Raw genomic sequence first — 17,751 nt, 5'->3', positions numbered from 1 at the left:
GCCCCGGGGTCCGTGGGAGGGCGGCGGCGCGCCTATCCTTGCCAGGCATGAACCTCGGTGACACGACCGCCCCCACACCCGCCGAGGAGCGCCTGGCGGTCCTGCGGCGATGGTGGCGGCTGGCGGCTCCCGCGCGCCGCGAGGTCCGGCGGCTCAGCCGCGTCGGCCGGCGCCACCCGGACCGGGAGATCGCCTGGGTGGCCTGGCGATGGGCGCAGGCCGTGCTGCCGCCGGGCGCGCCGGAACCGGGACGCGTCCGTAACATCCTCGGCGCGGCCGGGTTCTGGGTGCTGATCCTGCTGGACCTGTTCGTCGGCTTCGATCCGACGAACCCGCCCGAGCCGCGGTGGCTCGACCGCCGCCGGGCCCGGCGCATCCTGCGGGCCGGCCCGCCCGTCGGCTGACCGACCCGCCGGCCCGGTCTCAGCCGTCGGCGAGCAGCCGGTCGCGGACCACCCGGCGCAGGACCTTGCCGATCTGGGAGCGGGGCAGGTCCTCGACCAGGACGACCCGTCGGGGCACCTTGTACGCGGTGAGGTGTCGCCGGCACGCCGTCCGGATACCGCTCTCGTCGAGGCCGGAGTCCTCCTGCAGGACGACCGCCGCCACCACCTCCTCGCCGCCGTGCTCGCCGGGCAGGCCGACCGCCGCGGCGTCACGGACGCCGGGGACGCGGCGCAGGGCGTCCTCCACCTCGGACGGGTAGACGTTGAACCCGCCGGTGATGATCAGCTCCTTGATCCGGTCGACCACCGTGACGAAGCCGTCGTCGTCCATCACCACGATGTCCCCGGTGCGCAGCCATCCGCCGGGCAGCAGCGCCGCCGCCGTCTCCTCCGGGCGCCGCCAGTAGCCGGCGAACACCTGCGGCCCCCGGATCAGCAGCTCGCCCGGCTGACCCGGGTCGCGGTCGCGCGCGGGGTCCTCCGGGTCCACGATGCGGATCTCGGTGGACGGGAACGGCACCCCGACGGTGCCGGGCCGCCGGGCGGGGGAGACCGGGTTGCCCAGCGCCACGGGGGAGGTCTCGGTCATGCCGTAGCCCTCGACCAGCAGCCCGCCGGTGACGGACTCCCACACCTGCACCGTCGCCGGGGGCAGCGCCATGGCACCGGAGATGGCGTACCGGGCGGAGGTCAGGTCCACCCCGCGTTCCCGGGCGGCGGTGGCCAGCTTCTCGTAGATCGGCGGGACGGCGGGCAGGAAGGTCGGCGGGCGGCGGCGCACCGCGTCCAGGGTCTGGTCGAGGTCGAAGCGGGGGAACAGCACCAGCGTGGCACCGATGCCCACGGCGAAGGTGAGGCAGAGCGTCAGCCCGTACGCGTGGAACAGCGGCAGCACCGCGTACACCGTCTCCTCGCCGTCGCGCAGGCCCGGTACCCACGCGCGCCCCTGCGCCGCGTTGGTCCGCAGGTTGCGGTGGGTCAGGACGGCGCCCTTCGGGGTGCCGGTGGTGCCGCCGGTGTACTGCAGCAGCGCCGTGTCGTCCGGGCCGGGGGCGGGATGGCCGGCGGCGAGCGGCGGGGCCGCGGCGACCAGCCGCTCCCAGGACAGTGCCCCCGGCGCGGGCGCGGTCATCGCCGCCCGGGCGGCGCGCGCCCGGGGCAGCGGGAGCCGCAGCGCCCAGCGCTTGCGCCGGGGCAGGGCGCGGGTCAGATCCACCGCGACCACGGTCTCGACCGCCGTCGCGCCGGCGGTGCGGCGCACGAGGGGTGCCACCTTGTCCCAGACGACCGCGACCCGGGCGCCGTGGTCGGCGAGCTGGTGGGTGAGCTCCTGCTCCGTGTAGAGCGGGTTGTGCTCCACCACCACCGCGCCGAGGCGCAGCACGGCGTAGAAGGCCACGACGTGCTGCGGGCAGTTGGGCAGCGCCAGCGCCACCCGGTCGCCCCGGCCGACGCCGAGCCGGCGCAGCGCCTCCGCCGCCCGGCCCACCTGGCCGGCCAGGTCGGCGTACGTGGTGGTGGCGCCGAAGAAGTCGAGGGCGACCCGGGGACCGAACCGGCGGGCGGCGTCGCGCAGGAGGTCGACCAGCGACTCGTCGCACGGCGGGATGGTCGCCGGCACGTCGGGGGCGTAACTGCGCAGCCAGGGCCGCTCCGCACTCAGGTCCATGTCCGTCCTCCACACCTCGCGTCCCGTGGGCCTACTTCACGGTAACCTACGGTCGCGTAGGTATCGACCGGGTCCCCCGTGGACGGGCGCCGGCTCTACACTCCGACGATGCGGGATCGGCGGGTGGCGGCGCTCTGGTCGGTCTTCGTCCTGGTCGCCGCGGGGTCGTCGGCGCTCGTGACGCTCCGCCCGGACCGCCTCTCCGACCTGCACATCTACCGTGGCGCGCTGCTGCACCTGCACGCCGGCCTGCCCCTGTACGAGTTCGAGGCCGCGAACGGCGGGCCCTTCACCTACCCACCCTTCGCGGCCCTCGTGCTGTGGCCGGTCGCCGCCGTCCCCGAGGGCGTCGCGCAGGGCGTCTGGCTGGCGCTGACCTGCCTCGCCGTGGTGGCCATCGCGGTGCCGGTCGGTCGCCTGCTCGGCGACCCCGGGCGCCGGCGCTCCCTCGTCGTGCCGGCCGTCGCCTGCGCCCTCATGCTCTCCGCGCCGGTGCAGAGCAACCTCCGCTTCGGCCAGGTCAGCATCTTCATCGTGCTGCTCGCGCTGCTGGACGGCATGGGCGTCGTCCCGGCCCGGCTGCGGGGCGTGCTCGTCGGGGTGGCCGCCGCGATCAAGCTGACCCCGCTGCTGTTCGTGGTCTACTTCCTCGCCACCGGCCGCCACCGTGACGCCGGGCGGGCCGTGGCCACCTTCCTGGCCTGCGCCGCGCTCGGCGCGGCGGTCCTGCCCGGGGCGAGCTGGACGTACTGGACCGAGGCGGTGCGCAACACGTCGCGGATCGGCAACCTCGCCTCGCTCGGCAACCAGTCGGTGCACGGCATGCTGCTCCGGCTGGGGCTCGACCAGGCGTCCCTGCCGCTGCTCTGGGCGGCCCTGGTGGCCGTCGTCTGCGGGGTGGCGCTGGTGCGGGCGCGGCGGTTGGCCGCGCAGGGGCGGCCGGGCCACGCCGCCGTGCTCGTCGGGTGCGCCACCGTCGCCGCGTCCCCGGTGTCCTGGACCCACCACCAGATCTGGCCGGTGCTGGCGGCGATGCTGCTGGTCGGCGCCCAGGGCATCGCCAGGCGGGTGGCCGGCGCCGCGCTGCTGGTGACGATGGTGGTCTCGCTGGGGGCCGTGCTCGCCCCGGTCTCGACCACCCCCGGGATCCAGTTCCTCTTCGAGAACGCCCGGGCCCTCGGCGTCGCGGTGCTCTGCCTGGCCGGGTTCGGCGGGGCGGCGCTGGCCGTGGCCGGCGCGGAGCGGCGGACCCCGGCGGCCCGTGGCTGGCTGCGGGTGGGCACCACCGCCGCGCTGGCCGTGGCGTTCTTCGCCGTGCAGCCCCTGCCGGCCGGCGCCGACCCGACGTTCAAGGCGTACACGCTCTCCGACGTCGACAACCCGCGCTACTTCTTCGTCTGTCGCGGCCCGGCGGAGTGCGCCGCGTACGGCACGGACGCCCCGGTCACCTTCGGCACCCGCCGGGAGAAGACCAAGGTCCGGGTCAACGGGGTGGTGTCGCCGGAGGTCGCCCGGCTGGAGTACCACTCCGCCCCGGGCGGCGCGCCCCGCGCCATCCCCCTGCTGGCGCCCCACCCGGGGCCCCGCACGTTCTCGTTCCGGTCGGCCACCATGACGCACGGCCGGCTGGTGGCGTACGCCGCCGACGGGCGACCGCTCGCCAGTTACGACGAGGAGCTGGCCGCCGCGCTCGACGTCACCGGCGCCCGGCGGAGTGGTGCGTCGCCTGCCGCCCCTTGACCAGCGCCAGGACGACGACCGCGAGCAGCGCCACCGCACCGATGATCACCAGCCAGCGGACCGCCTCCAGGAGCAGCCCCAGCAGGACGAGCACGCCGGCGATGACGGCGACGACCCAGAGCATGGCTCGCATGTCCACCTCCCGTGACTCCCGACCGCGCCGCGCGGCCCCCGCCCGCCTTCCCGGTCCGGTCCGTGGCATGCCGCCACAACGGCCGGAAACGCCGGGTGGCGGGGGCGCCGCGCGGCCACGGTCAGCGCCGGGCGACGTAAACGGTGTTCGCCGACTCCCCGCCGGTCAGCGGGTTGGCGAACGGGACGACGTGCGCCCGCGCGGTACGGAACACCGCGGCGAGCGCCTCCTCGAACCCGGGATCCGGCGGGTCGTCCGACCAGAGGGCGAAGACCCCGTCCGGGTGCAGGTGGGCGGCGAGCCGGCGCAGGCCGTCCGGGGTGTAGAAGGCGGCGTGGCGAGGGTGCAGCACGTTGCGCGGCGAGTGGTCCACGTCGAGCAGCACGGCGTGGAACCGCCGCCCCGGCTCCCGCGGGTCGAAGCCGGTGCCGTCGGCGACGACGGCGAAGAAGTCGGCCCGCACGAAGCGGGTGCGCGGGTCGGCGGCCAGTCCGGCGGCGAAGGGCAGCAGCTCCCGGCGGTGCCAGTCGATGACGTCCTCGATCGCCTCCACCACCAGCAGCGAGGCGACCCGGTCGTCGGCGAGCGCGGTGCGGGCGGTGTAGCCCAGGCCGAGGCCGCCGACGACCACGTCGAGGTCCTGCCCGGCCAGCGCGGCCAGCCCCAGCCGGGCCAGCTCGATCTCCGCCACCGGGAAGAGGCTGGACATCAGGAACTCGTCGTCGAGCTTGACCTCGTACACGTCCACGCCGAGCGACGGGTCGCGACGCCGCCGCAGGCTGATGAGCCCGATCGGGGTCTCCCGCCAGGCCAGTTCCTCGAATCGCACGCCCACGGGGCGGGATGCTACCCGGCGGCGCCCCGGCCGCCGGCCGCCGGCGCGCATTCCCGCCGCCCGGCGGGGTATGCGTGCAGCGTCGAGGGCCGCCGACCGGGGGCCGGACAGGGAGCGCGCACAGTGGCGGAGATGCTGGCCGGACGGCTGCACCTGGCGGACCGGACGCTGCGGATGGAGCAGGTGGCGGTGCCGGAGCCGGAGCGCGGGCAGGTGCGGATCAGGGTCGGGGCGGCGGGGGTCTGCCTGTCCGACGTGCACCTGATCGACGGCACCCTCACCCCGCTCTACCTGCCCGGGGACGTGGTGACGCTGGGCCACGAGGTGGCCGGCGTCATCGACGCGCTCGGCGACGACGTCGAGGGGTGGGAACCGGGCCAGCGGGTGCTGCTCCAGGCCGGGGAGCGGGACCGGCGCGGCACGGTGTTCACCCGGGGCGTGGACTACGACGGCGGCTGGGCCGAGTACGCCGTGGCCAACGAGGGCACGGTCGTGCCGATCCCGGACGACCTGCCGTTCGAGCAGGCCTGCATCATTCCCGACGCGGTCTCCACGCCGTGGGCGGCGGTGACGGAGACCGCGCGAACCCGGCCCGGCGAGGCGGTCGGGGTCTGGGGCGTGGGCGGCCTGGGGGCGCACGCCGTCCAGTTGCTCCGCCTGGTCGGCGCGGCCCCGGTGATCGCGGTGGAGCCGCTGGCGGCGGCGCGGGACCGGGCGACGACACTGGGGGCCGACGCGGTGCTCGACCCGGCCGACCCCGCGTTCCGCGACGCCGTGCTGGCGCTGACGGACGGGCGGGGGCTGGACGTGGCGTTCGACTTCGCCGGGGTGACCGCCGTCCGCGAGCAGGCGCTGACGGTCCTCGGCCGCCGGGGCCGGCTGGTGCTCGCGGGAATCGCCAACAAGCCGGTCACCATCGCCTCGGACAGCCCGTTCAACTACTTCCAGCAGGCGGTGCTCGGTCACTACGGTTCGGAGCCCGAGCACGTCGTGCAGCTCGTCTCCCTGGCCCGGCAGCGGCGGCTCGACCTGAGCGCCTCGGTCAGCGACGTGCTGCCGCTGGGCGAGGCGGAGGAGGCGGTGCGGCGGGTGCAGAGCAAGCAGGGCAACCCGATCCGGCTGATCCTGCGTCCCTGAGCGGCGCCGCCCGTCCGACGCCCCGCCCCCTCCGGCCGCTGACGCTCCCTGCCTCAGGCCGCCGGTGCACCGCCCGGGGTGGGCCGGCGCGCGGTGCCGTCCCACTGCCAGGCCGTTCGTCGGGGCAGCCCGGGCAGCGCGGTCCGGCCGGTGCACCAGAGCAGGGTGTCCGAGGGGCGGTGCCCGGCCGGCGCGTCGGGGAACAGCCGGGCCACCGCGGCGGCGCTGGCCCGCTCCGGCAGCGCCCAGGTGAGGCCGAGGGCGCGGGTGATGTCGTACGTGTGCGCGGTCAGCTCGACGAGCCCCATCGCGGCGAACCCGGCCGGGTCGGAGTGCCCCCACGGGTGCCAGGCCCGCACGTGCTCGGCGCTGTGGCGGACCGTGGTGGCCAGCAGCGTCGCGGCGATCCCGATGCCCTCCAGGCAGGCGGGGATCTCGGCGTGCGGATCGAGGGCGGCGAAGAGGGTGATGTACCGGTCGGTGGGGCGGGCGATGAGCAGGCCCGCGTAGCCGACCACGCCCAGGGCCAGGTGGTCGAGGGTCTGGCGGCAGCTCCAGTCGAGGCCGGCGGCGGGGACCGACCAGTCCCGGTCGGCGCCGCCGGCCAGGACCGCCCGGCACTCGTCGGCGGTGGCGGAGACCAGCTCCGCCCAGGCCCGGGTGTCGCCGGGGAGCGCCGGCACCGTGCGCGCGGCCGTCGCGGGGGTGGGTGACGCCACGGTCACCTCGTCCCGGCCGACGGACGCAGGACGCTGACCAGGCTCGCGTAGCTGTCCGACCCGTGGCCGTCGGCCTCGGCCTTCTGCATCATGGCCTTCAACAGCTCGGGCAGCGCGTTGTCGACGCCCCGGTCGGCGGCGGCGTGGATGAGGTGGTCGATGGCCGCGATCTGGATGTCGACGGTCGCGTCGTCGCCCGGGTACCGCCCGGCGTCCACCTGCGCGGCGTACCGGGTCAGGAAGGTCCCCACCGTGCCCAGCCAGCGCAGCGCGACCGGCGTGAAGTCGGCGGCCGACGTCCCCTCCGCGCCGACCAGGGCCGCGCCGTGCAGCCAGCCGGTCATGGTCGACCACATCAGCCCGAGCAGCGCGACGTCGTAGAGCGAGGCCAGTCCCGGGTCGTCGCCCAGGTGCAGCGGGTCGCCCAGCGCCGCCAGGGTCGGCCGGTGGGTCGTGAAGACCTCCCCGGCGCCGCCGAAGAGGAACATCACCTCGGTGCTGCCGACGCCCGGCGGCGTGGTCATGATCGCGCCGCCGAGGTAGTCGATGCCGTGCGCGCGGGCCCAGGCGGCCGTGTCCCGGGCCTGCTCGGGCGAGCCGGAGGTGAGGTTGACCAGCGTCCTGCCGGCGAGCTGGTCGACGGCCGGGTCGAGGACGGCGCGCAACGCGGGGTAGTCCCGCACGCAGGCGATGACGAGCGGGCTCGCGGCGACCGCCTCCTGGGGGGTGTCCGCCGGGCGGGCGCCCCGGTCCACCACCGCCCGGGCCTTCTCGGCGGAACGGTTCCAGACCGTGACCGGGTGGCCGCGTTCCACGAGCGCGCCGGCCAGCGCGGAGCCCATCTGGCCCAGCCCGATGACGGTCACCGGTGTGCGTCCGGCATCCATGCCACATCTCCTTGTTCGCGGTGTTGCGTGATCAGGTACGGAGCAACCCTCGCAGCGCCGGACACGACCCGACAGTGACAGTGGAGTCGGCTATCACCAAATTCCTGCCATAGGATCGACGGCGTGAGCGTGCGATCTGTCGCCGTGGTGGTCACCGAGCCGCTCGGGCTCCCCTCGTGGGACCTCTACGAGCTCGCCATCCCCTGCACGGTCTTCGGCCAGCCGCAGCCCGACCTCGCCGACCCCTGGTACGAGCTGCGGCTGTGCGGGGCGGGCGCGCAGCGGGCCGACCGTCCGATGGAGTCCGGGTTCGTGCTGCGCAGCCCGTACGGGCTCGACGACCTGGTCGGGGCCGACACGGTGATCGTGCCGTCCGTGCCGGACTCCTGCGTCGAGGACGGCGAGCCGCTGCCGGTGGAGCTGGTCACGGCGCTGCGCCGGGCGTACGACGCGGGCGCCCGGATGGTGTCGCTCTGCACCGGGGCCTTCGCCCTCGCCGAGGCGGGGCTGCTCGACGGCCGCCGCGCCACCGCCCACTGGATGCACACCGCGCAGCTCGCCGAGCGGTACCCCAGGGTCCAGGTCGACGACTCGGTGCTCTACGTCGACGAGGGCGACGTGCTGACCAGCGCGGGGCTGACCGCCGGGCTCGACCTGTGTCTCCACCTGGTCCGCCGGGACCTGGGCGCGCACGTCGCCAACCAGCTCGCCCGGCGGATGGTGGTGCCCGCTCACCGGCCGGGCGGCCAGGCACAGTTCATCGACCTGTCGGTGCCCGTCGAGGACGACGCGGGCCTGGCGCCGGTGCTCGAGTGGGCCCGCGCCCACCTGGACCGCCCGCTGACGGTCGAGGACCTGGCGCGCCGGGCGGCGATGAGCCCCCGCACGTTCTACCGGCGTCTGCAGGCGGCCACCGGCTCGACCCCGTTGCGGTGGCTGCTCCACCAACGCCTGGCCCGGGCGCAGGGCCTGCTGGAGATGACCGACCTGCCGATGGAGAAGGTCGGGGAGTTGAGCGGGCTCGGCACGGCCAACAACCTGCGCCACCACTTCCTGAAGCACGTCGGGGTGTCGCCGCGCGAGCACCGGCGGGCCTTCTCGCGGGCAGTGCGGCAGCCGCACGTCGACTGACCTGTGGACGTCGGAGGGCGGTCGCCCGGTGCCTGGTCCGATCGTGGCCATGGCCGGGTCGGCCTGGCAGCGATGGGCGTGACCCGGCGCCGGACCGCCGAACGGGGGCGACCCGCCGGGCCGTCGGCCACGGCGCCGATGACGCCGCCGCTGTGGACCGTGCCGCCGGCGATCCACGAGGACGAGACCTTGACGGCGCACACCGCTGGTGGCCGCGCTCGGTCGGGTCACTCGTGGATCGCCGGCCGCATCCCGCCGGTGTCGGTCGGTCCGGAGCCGGTGGCCACGCCGTCCGGTGGCGTGGCGTCAGAGCGCCGCGGGCTGCTCCGTGGCGGGCTTGGCGCCGTCCGCGAGCTTGAGCCAGACGACCCCTGCGATGATCACCGCCAGCCAGAACGCTCGGGTGGGGGTGAGTGACTCGTCGAAGAACACCGGACCGAGGACGGCCGCGCCGACGGCGCCGATGCCGGCCCAGACGGCGTAGCCGATCCCGACATCGATGTTCCGCAGGGCGACGCTGAGGCAGAAGAGGGTCAGGAGGAAGAAGGCGACGGCGGAAACGGACCAGCCGACGCGGGTGAATCCTTCGCTGCCTCCGACGCTGAGCGCGTAGCCGACCTCGAACGCTCCGGCCAGGAGCAGCACGAGCCAGGCGCCGGCCTTCGTGTTGTGCCGGGCAACTGTCGCGGTCATGGGATTGGTCCTTTCGATCGGGTCGAGGGTGTGGATGGGGCCGGCGTGAGCGCCGACGGGTGGGTCACGCCGCTCCACTGAGCTGCAGTCCGACGACGCCGCCGATGACGACGAGGATGCCGAGGAGTTTCCTCACGTCCAGGCGCTGCCCGATGAACAGCGCGCCGACGACGACGATCCCGACCCCTGCCACGGAGGTCCAGAGCGCGTAACCGACGCCGACGTCGAAGGTCAGCAGCGCCAGGCTGAGGAAGAAGGTCGCGATCGCGCCACTGACGAGGGTCGCGACGGTCCACCACAGGTGGGTGAAGCCCTTCGCCTTGCTTGCCGAGAAGGCCACCGTGATCTCGAAGATGACGGCGATGCCCAGGTAGAACCAGTTCATGTCGTTCCTTTCGTTACCGAGGAGAAGGGCTGCCCGCGCCGTCCCGGCCGAGGAGGTGGAAGCGTCGGAACGGCTCCAGCGCCCCCGCGACGGGCAGGCGGTACACGGGGATGGGCAGGGCTGAACGGTCGATCCGGAACGCGGGGTAGCTCCCGCGATAGTCGAATCCGTGCGCCGCGACGGTGTCGCTGTCCACGGCGACGTAGATTCGCCCGACCCGGTGGTCGAGGGCGAAGCGGTAGCACAGGCCGCACGGCTCGCCCGTCGCCAGCAGCCAGGTGCCCGTCAGGTCGCCGCCGTCGCGGTCGCGCAGAGCGGCCCGCATCGCGACGATCTCGGCGTGCGCGGTCGGATCTCCCGTTTCCCGTACGAGGTTGACCCCGGGCTCCGCGACGTAGCCGTCCTCGCCGACGAGCACGCCCACGAACGGCAGGCCGCCACCGTCGACGTGGCGGATGCCGAACTGCACCGCGTCCGCCATGAGCGACGCCAGCGCCGCGTCGGTCCAGCTCATGGCAGTGGCTCCCGGCCGGCCGCCTCGTCCACGGCCTTCTTCAGGCGATCCGCGTCGAGCACTCCGGAATGGAGGCGGCCGCCGATGCGGAAACTGGGGACGGCGCGCACGCCCACCGAATCGGCCGCGTACCGTTGTTCGGCGAGTTGGCGGGAGCGTCGTTCCTCACTCGCCAGCGCCCGTTCCACCTCGGATCGGTCGAGACCGACCGTGGCGCCGACCTCGACGATCACCCCGTCCTCGCCGATGTTTCGATCGTGCTGGAAGAACGCGCGAAACATCGCCGACGAGTACTCCCGCGCGACGCCGTGTTCCGTCGCCAGTTGCAGGGCCATGAACGCCTTGGCGGTGCGTGGCTGCGGAGAAACCGAGGGCAGGGCGATGTCCACGCCCAGCCGCCGGGCCATCGGGTAGACGGACGCGCGCCAGACCTGCGGCAGGTAGTCGTCCTCCGGCCTCAGCGTCGGCACCGGATCGGGTCGCAGCTCGAACGGCCGGACGACGACCTCGACGTCACGTTCGCGTTCCAGCTCCGCCACCGCGTCCTCGACGAGGAAGCAGTAGGGACACACGTAGTCCACGAACAACTCCACCGTCGTGCTCACTGTGCCCGCTCCCCGGCGGCAGTTGATTTGGCTGTACATACATATATGGGGGGCGGCGTGGCATAGCTGGAGCCCTCGAAGCCCGCCGCACTCAGGTGCATGTGCATGCAAGTAAAGTACCATGCTTCTGCGGCATGGCAAGCGCCCCGCCATGGACGCCGGTGGGGCCGGCCGGCCGGCGAGGTGCTCCGGGTCGTCGCGCCAGGCCCGGAGCACCTCGTCGTCGGTGAAGAAGACGAGCGTCAGTTCGTCGCCGTCGTCCGTCACGGCCGAGCGCCCGCCCAGCTATCCAGGCCGGCGGGCGACCAGCTCGCACCTTGATCGTCTTCCGGCGCTCGCGGGAGGTAGTTGGCGTCACCCCCTCGCAAGCGCAAAGACATCGACCCTGACCGCCCCCGACTGGACCGACAGCGGCCCGGGCGTGCCGGGCGACCGGACTCGGCAGGCCGTCGAGATCACCGCCGTAGGCGGCGTGCAGGCGGCTGCCGGGGCCGCGCCGTGGTGGTCCACCCGTCGCCTCCGCCCGTCCCGTCCCTCGCGACGCAGGGTCCTCGGGACATCGACGCAACGCTTATCCTGTGCCCCGACCGCATTACCGGAAGGGATCCCATGCCGTCGCGGCAGGACCAGCTGCACTCGTACCAGTTCACCGTCCAGCGGGCGGTCGCCGCCCTGGTGATGCGGGAGACCGATCCGGCGCGTTCGCCGTTCCGGCGGCTGGCCGGGGCGGCCCTGGCCAGCGTCCTGGTCGCGGCCATCGGCCTGGGCGGCTTCGCCCTCTACGGCCTCTTCGCCGGCGGCGGCAAGACGTGGCGCGACGCGGGCGCGGTGATCGTCGAGAAGGAGTCCGGCGCCCGGTTCGTCTACCGGGAGCAGAAGCTGCACCCGGTGCTGAACTACGCCTCGGCGCTGCTGATCATCGGCGCGGACCGGCCGAAGACGGTGCTCGTCTCCCGACGTGCCATCGACGGCGTGCCGCGCGGGCTGCCGCTGGGCATCGCCGACGCCCCGGACTCCCTGCCCGCGCGGAGCCGGCTGTCGACCGCGCCGTGGACGGTCTGCTCGGTGGCCGGCGGCGAGGACGACCGGTCGGCACCGCGGTCGGCACTGCTGATCGGCGTGGCCGGCGACGGCGGCCGGGCCCTCGGCGACGACGCGCTGCTGCTGCGCCACCCCGACGGCGGGCTGCACCTGGTCTGGCACCAGCGTCGCCACCTGTTGCGTGACCCCAACCGGGTGCTGGCCGCCCTGGCGGCCACCCGGGCCCGGGCGGTCCCGGTGGCGCCGGCGCTGCTCAACAGCCTGCCCGCGGGCGCCGATCTCGCCCCGCTGGCCCTGCCCGACGAGGGGGAGCGCTCGGCGCGGGTGTCCGGGGCGCGGATCGGCGACGTCTACCTGGTGCGCAACTCGGGCGGCGGCCGCCAGTACGCGGTCGCGCTGCGGGACGGCCTGGCCGGCATCACCGAGTTGCAGGCCGGGCTGCTGCTCGCCCGCACCGGCCAGGGCGAGCCGGAGCCGATCACCCTCGGGCGCTTCGCCGCGCTGCCGAAGCTGCCCGACCTCGCGCCGACCGGGCCGACCGCCCCGCCGACCGCGCCGCCCCGGCTGGCCGCGCCCGACGGGTCGGCGCTCTGCGTGCGGGTGGGCGACGATGGCGGCGCGAGCGAGGTCAGGCTCGGCGTACGGCTGCCCGACCTCGCCGCCGCGCCGCGCGCCGCGTCCCCGGCGTCCGGCGGCGGGGTCCGCGCGGACCACGTCGTGGTGGAGCCGGGCCGGGGCGCGGTGGTCGAGTCGGTCGCGGCGCCCGGCGCGTCCGGTGGCGCGGTCTCCGTGGTCACCGACCTGGGCCGGCGCTACGTGCTCGCCGGCGGGGAGGTGCTCGGCATGCTCGGCTACCGCGACGTTCGGCCGGTGCGGCTGCCGGCCGGCCTGGTCAGCCTGGTGCCCGCCGGCGCCACTCTCGACCCCGCCGCCGCACGGGTCGTGGCCACCCCCGCCTGACCCGGCCAGCCCGCTGGCTCGACGCCGGCCGGTCGGCTCGGCGTCGCCGGGGACCGCTCTGTCTCGGTGCGGCCCGGCCGGGTGCCGCCCGCCGGGAGGGCGCGGCTTCAGTCCGAAGGGCGGCGCAGCACGGTGACGGCGAAGTCGGCGTCGTCGCGCCACGGGCGCAGGTCCCAGGTGGCGAAGCGGTGCTCCAGCCGCAGCCCGGCGGCGACGGCATCGGCGTCGAAGTCGGTCAGCGGGTAGCCGCGGTCGGTGCCGAAGCCCACCGCCACCACGCCGCCCGGGCGCAGGTGGGCGGTGACCCGGCGGAGCACGTCCCGCTCGGTGCCGGGGGCGACGAACACCAGCACGTTGCCGGCGATGACGGCCCCGTCGAACGGCTCCGGCTCCCCGGCGGCCGCCAGGTCCAGCTCGGCCAGGTCGCCCACGAGCCAGCGCGGACCCGGGTGGTCGACGCGGGCGGCGTCGACCAGCGCCGGGTCGACGTCCACACCGACGACCGTGTGCCCCCGGGCGGCCAGCGCCGCGCCCACCCGACCGGTGCCGCTGCCCGCGTCGAGGATCCGGGATCCCGGCGGGACCAGGACGTCCAGCAACCGGGCCTCGCCGGCCAGGTCCGCCCCCTCGGCGGCCAGCCGACGGAACCGGTCGATGTACCACTGCGAGTGCTCCGGACCGTTCTCGGTCACCCAACGGGTCGGCTTTCCCATGCCGTCACCGTAGCGGGATCTGCGCCACCCTCCGGCGGCGGGCGGACCTGCGCCGGCGGTCCGCCCGCGCGGGCGGGAGGCGCCCCGGCGCGCGGTCCTGGTCAGGTCAGCGCGAGGAAGGCGGCGGCGGTGAGCGGGGCGCCGACGGCCGCCCCGGCGAGCACCTGGGCCACCGTGTGGTCGCGCAGGCGCACCCGCGACCAGGCCACCGCGGCGACCAGCGGCCAGAGCGCGTGCAGCGCGGGGCCGAAGACCAGCACCAGGACGGTCACCGAGCCGGCGGCGGTGGCGGCGTGCACGCTGAGCTTCCACCAGTGGTTGACCGCCGTGGCGGCCGCCCCGTTGACGAGGGTGGCGGCCATCAGCGCGACCAGCGGTCGGGGCGCGTCGAGGGCGGCCAGCAGCGCGACGCCGACCGCCACGGAGGCCAGCCCGAGGGCCAGGGGTCGCAGCCGCTGCGTGTGGTCGCCGATGTGCCGGTCGGTCAGCCAGCCTCGGCGTACGCCGTACACCACCACGCCGACCGGGACGACCGCGCAGAAGAACAGGGCGGCGCCGCCCCAGCGCAGCACGCCGCCGAGGCTGCCGGTGGCCCGGGCCGCCACCACCAGGGGCATGACGGTGACCAGCACGCTGGGCGCGAGGACCTCGGTGACCAGTCGGGCCGCCCGCCGGCCGGGGCCCCGGTCGGCCGGGTCGACGGCGGGCGGGCCGGCGCTGGGCACGTCGGTGCCGGGCGGGGCCGCCGCGGGCGCGCCGCCGGGGTCGGTTCCGGTGGCGGGGGAGGCTTCCACCGGGACATCCTCGGGCGAGCCGACGCCACGCGGCAACCCCGCCCCGCCTCACCCCTTCTCCGCGCCGCTGGTGAGCCCCTCGGTGAGCAGCCGTTCGCTGGCGAAGAAGAGGATCACGATGGGCAGGGTGAGGATCACCGAACCCGCCATCAGCACCGTCTTCGGCACCTCGACGCCGTCCGCCAGCTGCGCCAGCCCCAGCGACACCGTCCACCGGTGCGGCTTGTCGACCAGGAAGAGCAGGGCGAAGAGGAACTCGTTCCAGGCGATCATGAAGTCGTACAGGGCGACCGCCATGATGGACGGCGCCGCGAGGGGGAGGCTGACCCGGCGGATGATGCCGAGCCGCCCGGCGCCGTCGATGGCGGCCGACTCCTCCAGGCTGACCGGGATGGTCTCGAAGTAGTTGCGCAGCATGTAGACCGAGACCGGCAGGGTCTGCGAGATGTAGACCAGCACCAGGCCCAGCAGCGAGCCGCGCAGCCCGGCCCGGGTGAAGACCACGAAGAGCGGGATCGCGATGACGATCGACGGGAACAGGTAGACCGCCAGGAAGAGGAAGTCGACCTGCCGCCGGCCGAAGAACCGCAGCCGGGCGACGGCGTACGCGCCGGGGATCGCCACGACCAGCGTCAGCAGGGTCGCCGCGACGGCGACCAGGCCGCTGTTGCGCATGAAGGTGAGGAAGCCCTGGCCGCCGTCGTCGGCGGCCTTGACCACCTCGGCGTACGTGTCGAAGGTCAGCTCGCCCAGGCCCACGACCAACGAGCCGGGGTCGAGCAGCAGCCGCTCGATGGGGCGCACCGAGAGCACCAGCATGTAGTAGAAGGGGAAGACGGTGACCAGCAGGAACGCGGCGATCACCAGCCGGCGCAGCCAGCGCAGGCCCACCGTCTCGACCCGGTCCCGGTCCATCAGTCGACCCTCCGTCCACCGAAGAAGCGCAGGTACACCAGCACGAACACAATCAGCACCACGGCGAGCACGACCGCCTGCGCCGCGGCCGCGCCGATGTCCGTGCGCGCGGTCAGGAACTCGTAGACCCGGACGCTGACCACCTCGGTGCCGGCGGCCCCGCCGGTGAGCAGATAGACGTCGTCGAACTTGTTGAACGTCATGATGAAGCGCAGCACGCCCAGCAGGCCGATCACCGGCAGCAGCTGCGGCAGCAGGATGTGCCGGAACCGCTGGGTGGGGGTGGCCCCGTCCACCCGGGCGGCCTCCTCCAGCTCGCCGGGCACCGCCTGGAGCCGGGCGAGCAGGAACAGGAACGCGAACGGGAAGTAGCGCCACGCCTCGAACGCGATGACCGTGGCCAGGGCCGTCGACTCCTGGGACAGGAACGGCACCGGGGTGTCCCAGCCGAGGAAGCGCCGACCCCAGTCGTTGACGATGCCGAGCTGCGGGTCGAGCATCACCTGCCAGACGAAGGTGACCGCGACCACCGGCGCCACGTACGGCAGCAGCATCGACGCGCGCACCAGGGTGCGGCCCCGGAACGGCCGGCGTACGACGAGCGCCGCCACCAGGCCGAGCAGGATCGAGCCGGCCGTGCTGGCGACGCTGTAGACCAGCGTGGTCCACAGCGTGTCGGCGAAGCCCGGGGTGTTCAGCACCCGCTCGACGTTGTCCATCGTGAACTCGCCGAAGAGCCCGGTGCGGCGCAGCGTCGCCAGACGTACGCGCTGGAAGGCCAGCACGACGGTCCAGACGATGGGGATGCCGATGACCGCGACCACGACGAGCAGGGTCGGGGCGACCAGCGCGAGCCCGGCGCGCGCCTCGCGGCGGCGCAGGGTCAGCGGCCGGCGGCGGGGGGCCGGGGCCGGCCGCTCCCGGGTGGGGGAGCGGCCGGTGCCCGGCGCGGCGCTGGTCAATTGACGCCCGCCTCGATCGCCTCCACGTCCTTCTTCGCCCGGCCGGCGGCCGCGGCCGCGTCGGACTTGCCGGCGACCACGTCGTTCAGCGCCTTGGGCACGGGCAACTCGCCCAGGATCGCGCCGACCAGCTTGCCCTGGCCCTGCGTGAGGCCCCAGCGCTGGAAGGTGTCGGGGCTGCGCCGCAGGCCGGCGAGCACCTCCTCGCCGTACACCTCGGCGAGCGGCTTCTTGGCGTCCACCCCGGCCTGGCTGGCGTTCCACGCGGTCAGGAACTTCTCCGGCTCGGCCGCGGTGCCCTTGCGGACGGGGAAGCGCCCCTCGGGGGACATGCCGAACCAGCGCGGGTATGCCTCGCCGAGCAGGTGCTCCACGAAGGACTTCGCCGGGTCGGCGGCGGCGCCGTCGAGCACCGCCCACGAGCTGATCTCGCCGTACTGGGCCGGAGCGGCGCCGTTCGGGCCCTTGATCGCGGTGACGAACCCGCTGTTGCGCGCCAGGAAGGCCGGGTCGTCCTGGCACTGCGGGCAGGTCGGCTTGGCGTCGTCGCGCAGCCCGGCCAGCTCGTCGAGGATGAACGGCGACCAGATCAGCATGGCCGCCTTGCCGGCGAAGTAGGTGGCCCGCGTGGTGTCCACGTCCTGCGCGCCCTTCACGGAGCTGGTGCGCATCAGGTCGCCGTAGAAGCGGAACGCCTCGACGCACTCGGGGGAGTCCAGCCGCACGGCCCCGGAGTCGTCGGTGAGCTGGCAGTTGTTGGCCAGGGCCAGGTGCTCGAAGGTCTGCTGGGTGAACACGTCGCCGGGGGCGGTGGCGGCGGTGATGCCGGCGACGCCGCCGGTGTTGAGCTTCGCGGCGGCGGCGGCGATCTTCTCGTACGTGTCGGGGGCGGGCAGCCCCGCGGCGTCGAACAGGTCCTTGCGGTAGACGAGGAGCTGCCCCCAGCCGTCGCTGGGCACGGCGAGCTGCCTGCCGTCGTCGGCGGTCAGCTCCAGCGCGCGCGGCGAGAAGGTCTGCCGGCCGAGCGCCTCGACGACCTCCGCGTTCGCCGAGGGGTGCAGCAGCTCGTTGCCGGCGAGGGTGCGCACCCCGGCCAGCGACACCGACCCGACCACGTCGGGCAGCTCGCCCGCGGCGGCGCTGGAGGCGATCAGCGAGGGGAACTGGTCCTCGTTGACGGTGACCAGGTCGACGGTGATGCCGGTCTTCGCGGTGAAGTCCGCGACGATCGCCTTGGTGGCGGTGACCCGGTCGGCCACGTCCTCCAGGCTCCACACGGTGATCTTCTTGCTGTCGCTGTCGGATTCTTCGTCGCCGCAGGCCAGCAGGCTGGCCCCGGTGACTGCCATGATCAGGGTGGCGGCGAGTATCCGCATCGGAGGTGCTGACATCGATGGCACTCCTCTCGAAGGGTATACAAGGGATTCAACGCCTTCGATTGATCAATTACAAGACATATGCCGATTTTTTGC

At 74.5% G+C, this 17,751-nt stretch carries 19 protein-coding genes; 5 read left to right on the top strand and 14 right to left on the bottom strand.

Annotated elements, in window-relative coordinates:
* The first annotated feature begins 47 nt into the window (after positions 1-47).
* Positions 48-404: a hypothetical protein gene (locus ACSNOB_RS01755; RefSeq protein ID WP_436684759.1), complete on the top strand. Its 357-nt coding sequence runs from the start codon at positions 48-50 to the stop codon at positions 402-404.
* Positions 405-423: 19 nt separating this feature from the next.
* On the opposite strand, the gene ACSNOB_RS01750 is transcribed toward ACSNOB_RS01755, so the two are convergent.
* Positions 424-2,115 carry a long-chain-fatty-acid--CoA ligase gene (locus ACSNOB_RS01750; protein WP_436684757.1) on the bottom strand — a complete coding sequence of 564 codons (1,692 nt, stop codon included), beginning with the start codon at positions 2,113-2,115 and terminating at the stop codon, positions 424-426.
* 108 nt (positions 2,116-2,223) lie between these two features.
* Between ACSNOB_RS01750 and ACSNOB_RS01745 the strand changes: the two genes are divergently transcribed.
* Entirely contained in the window at positions 2,224-3,855 is a 1,632-nt protein-coding gene (locus tag ACSNOB_RS01745; RefSeq protein ID WP_436684756.1) for a glycosyltransferase 87 family protein, read from the top strand.
* Here ACSNOB_RS01745 and ACSNOB_RS01740 read toward each other — a convergent pair.
* Together ACSNOB_RS01740 and ACSNOB_RS01735 are read right to left on the bottom strand one after the other, a co-directional pair.
* Positions 3,812-3,988: a hypothetical protein gene (locus tag ACSNOB_RS01740; protein WP_436684755.1), complete on the bottom strand. Its 177-nt coding sequence runs from the start codon at positions 3,986-3,988 to the stop codon at positions 3,812-3,814. The two genes, ACSNOB_RS01745 and ACSNOB_RS01740, sit on opposite strands and share 44 nt — an antisense overlap.
* A gap of 121 nt (positions 3,989-4,109) precedes the next feature.
* Positions 4,110-4,823, bottom strand: coding sequence for a spermidine synthase (locus tag ACSNOB_RS01735; RefSeq protein WP_436684754.1), 714 nt, complete (start codon positions 4,821-4,823; stop codon positions 4,110-4,112).
* 132 nt (positions 4,824-4,955) lie between these two features.
* Between ACSNOB_RS01735 and ACSNOB_RS01730 the strand changes: the two genes are divergently transcribed.
* Complete coding sequence (locus ACSNOB_RS01730) at positions 4,956-5,960, top strand: zinc-binding dehydrogenase (protein ID WP_436684811.1); 1,005 nt, start codon at positions 4,956-4,958, stop codon at positions 5,958-5,960.
* A gap of 53 nt (positions 5,961-6,013) precedes the next feature.
* Here the strand turns inward: ACSNOB_RS01730 and ACSNOB_RS01725 are convergent, their stop codons facing one another.
* A complete protein-coding gene (locus ACSNOB_RS01725) occupies positions 6,014-6,679 on the bottom strand; it encodes a hypothetical protein (protein WP_436684752.1) in 666 nt (221 codons plus the stop codon).
* A gap of 2 nt (positions 6,680-6,681) precedes the next feature.
* On the bottom strand, positions 6,682-7,566 hold the full coding sequence (locus tag ACSNOB_RS01720; protein ID WP_436684751.1) for an NAD(P)-dependent oxidoreductase: 885 nt from the start codon (positions 7,564-7,566) through the stop codon (positions 6,682-6,684).
* Positions 7,567-7,689: 123 nt separating this feature from the next.
* Here ACSNOB_RS01720 and ACSNOB_RS01715 point away from each other — a divergent pair, with 123 nt between their 5' ends.
* The gene (locus ACSNOB_RS01715) at positions 7,690-8,697 is read left to right on the top strand and encodes a GlxA family transcriptional regulator (RefSeq protein ID WP_436684750.1); all 1,008 of its coding nucleotides are present in this window, start codon (positions 7,690-7,692) and stop codon (positions 8,695-8,697) included.
* A 306-nt stretch (positions 8,698-9,003) separates the two neighbouring features.
* Here ACSNOB_RS01715 and ACSNOB_RS01710 read toward each other — a convergent pair whose 3' ends face one another.
* The 4 genes from ACSNOB_RS01710 to ACSNOB_RS01695 all read right to left on the bottom strand — a co-directional run bounded on the left by ACSNOB_RS01710 (position 9,004) and on the right by ACSNOB_RS01695 (position 11,161).
* Positions 9,004-9,390, bottom strand: coding sequence for a DMT family transporter (locus ACSNOB_RS01710; protein WP_436684749.1), 387 nt, complete (start codon positions 9,388-9,390; stop codon positions 9,004-9,006).
* A gap of 64 nt (positions 9,391-9,454) precedes the next feature.
* Positions 9,455-9,775, bottom strand: coding sequence for a DMT family transporter (locus ACSNOB_RS01705; RefSeq protein ID WP_436684748.1), 321 nt, complete (start codon positions 9,773-9,775; stop codon positions 9,455-9,457).
* A gap of 13 nt (positions 9,776-9,788) precedes the next feature.
* Positions 9,789-10,289: a nucleoside deaminase gene (locus tag ACSNOB_RS01700; protein ID WP_436684747.1), complete on the bottom strand. Its 501-nt coding sequence runs from the start codon at positions 10,287-10,289 to the stop codon at positions 9,789-9,791.
* A complete protein-coding gene (locus tag ACSNOB_RS01695; RefSeq protein WP_436684745.1) occupies positions 10,286-11,161 on the bottom strand; it encodes a DsbA family oxidoreductase in 876 nt (291 codons plus the stop codon). The genes ACSNOB_RS01700 and ACSNOB_RS01695 overlap by 4 nt, the downstream gene beginning before the upstream one ends.
* 342 nt (positions 11,162-11,503) lie before the next feature.
* On the opposite strand from ACSNOB_RS01695, the gene eccB reads away from it, so the two are divergent.
* Positions 11,504-12,895, top strand: coding sequence for a type VII secretion protein EccB (gene eccB / locus ACSNOB_RS01690; RefSeq protein ID WP_436684743.1), 1,392 nt, complete (start codon positions 11,504-11,506; stop codon positions 12,893-12,895).
* 107 nt (positions 12,896-13,002) lie between these two features.
* Here eccB and ACSNOB_RS01685 read toward each other — a convergent pair whose 3' ends face one another.
* The 5 genes from ACSNOB_RS01685 to ACSNOB_RS01665 all read right to left on the bottom strand — a co-directional run bounded on the left by ACSNOB_RS01685 (position 13,003) and on the right by ACSNOB_RS01665 (position 17,670).
* Positions 13,003-13,608: a class I SAM-dependent methyltransferase gene (locus ACSNOB_RS01685; protein WP_436684742.1), complete on the bottom strand. Its 606-nt coding sequence runs from the start codon at positions 13,606-13,608 to the stop codon at positions 13,003-13,005.
* Positions 13,609-13,709: 101 nt separating this feature from the next.
* Positions 13,710-14,402 (bottom strand): phosphatase PAP2 family protein, encoded by a 693-nt coding sequence (locus ACSNOB_RS01680; protein ID WP_436684741.1) that lies wholly within the window; start codon positions 14,400-14,402, stop codon positions 13,710-13,712.
* A 48-nt stretch (positions 14,403-14,450) separates the two neighbouring features.
* Positions 14,451-15,317 (bottom strand): carbohydrate ABC transporter permease, encoded by an 867-nt coding sequence (locus ACSNOB_RS01675; RefSeq protein ID WP_436684739.1) that lies wholly within the window; start codon positions 15,315-15,317, stop codon positions 14,451-14,453.
* Positions 15,317-16,279, bottom strand: a complete 963-nt coding sequence (locus ACSNOB_RS01670; RefSeq protein ID WP_436684737.1) for a carbohydrate ABC transporter permease — start codon at positions 16,277-16,279, stop codon at positions 15,317-15,319. Before ACSNOB_RS01670 ends, ACSNOB_RS01675 begins: the two co-directional genes overlap by 1 nt.
* Positions 16,276-17,670: an ABC transporter substrate-binding protein gene (locus tag ACSNOB_RS01665; protein ID WP_436684736.1), complete on the bottom strand. Its 1,395-nt coding sequence runs from the start codon at positions 17,668-17,670 to the stop codon at positions 16,276-16,278. The genes ACSNOB_RS01670 and ACSNOB_RS01665 overlap by 4 nt, the downstream gene beginning before the upstream one ends.
* Positions 17,671-17,751 lie beyond the last annotated feature (81 nt).

It is taken from the genome of Micromonospora sp. URMC 106 (genome assembly GCF_051386395.1).
GTDB lineage: Bacteria > Actinomycetota > Actinomycetes > Mycobacteriales > Micromonosporaceae > Micromonospora.
This window is presented reverse-complemented; position numbering and strand designations above follow the sequence as displayed.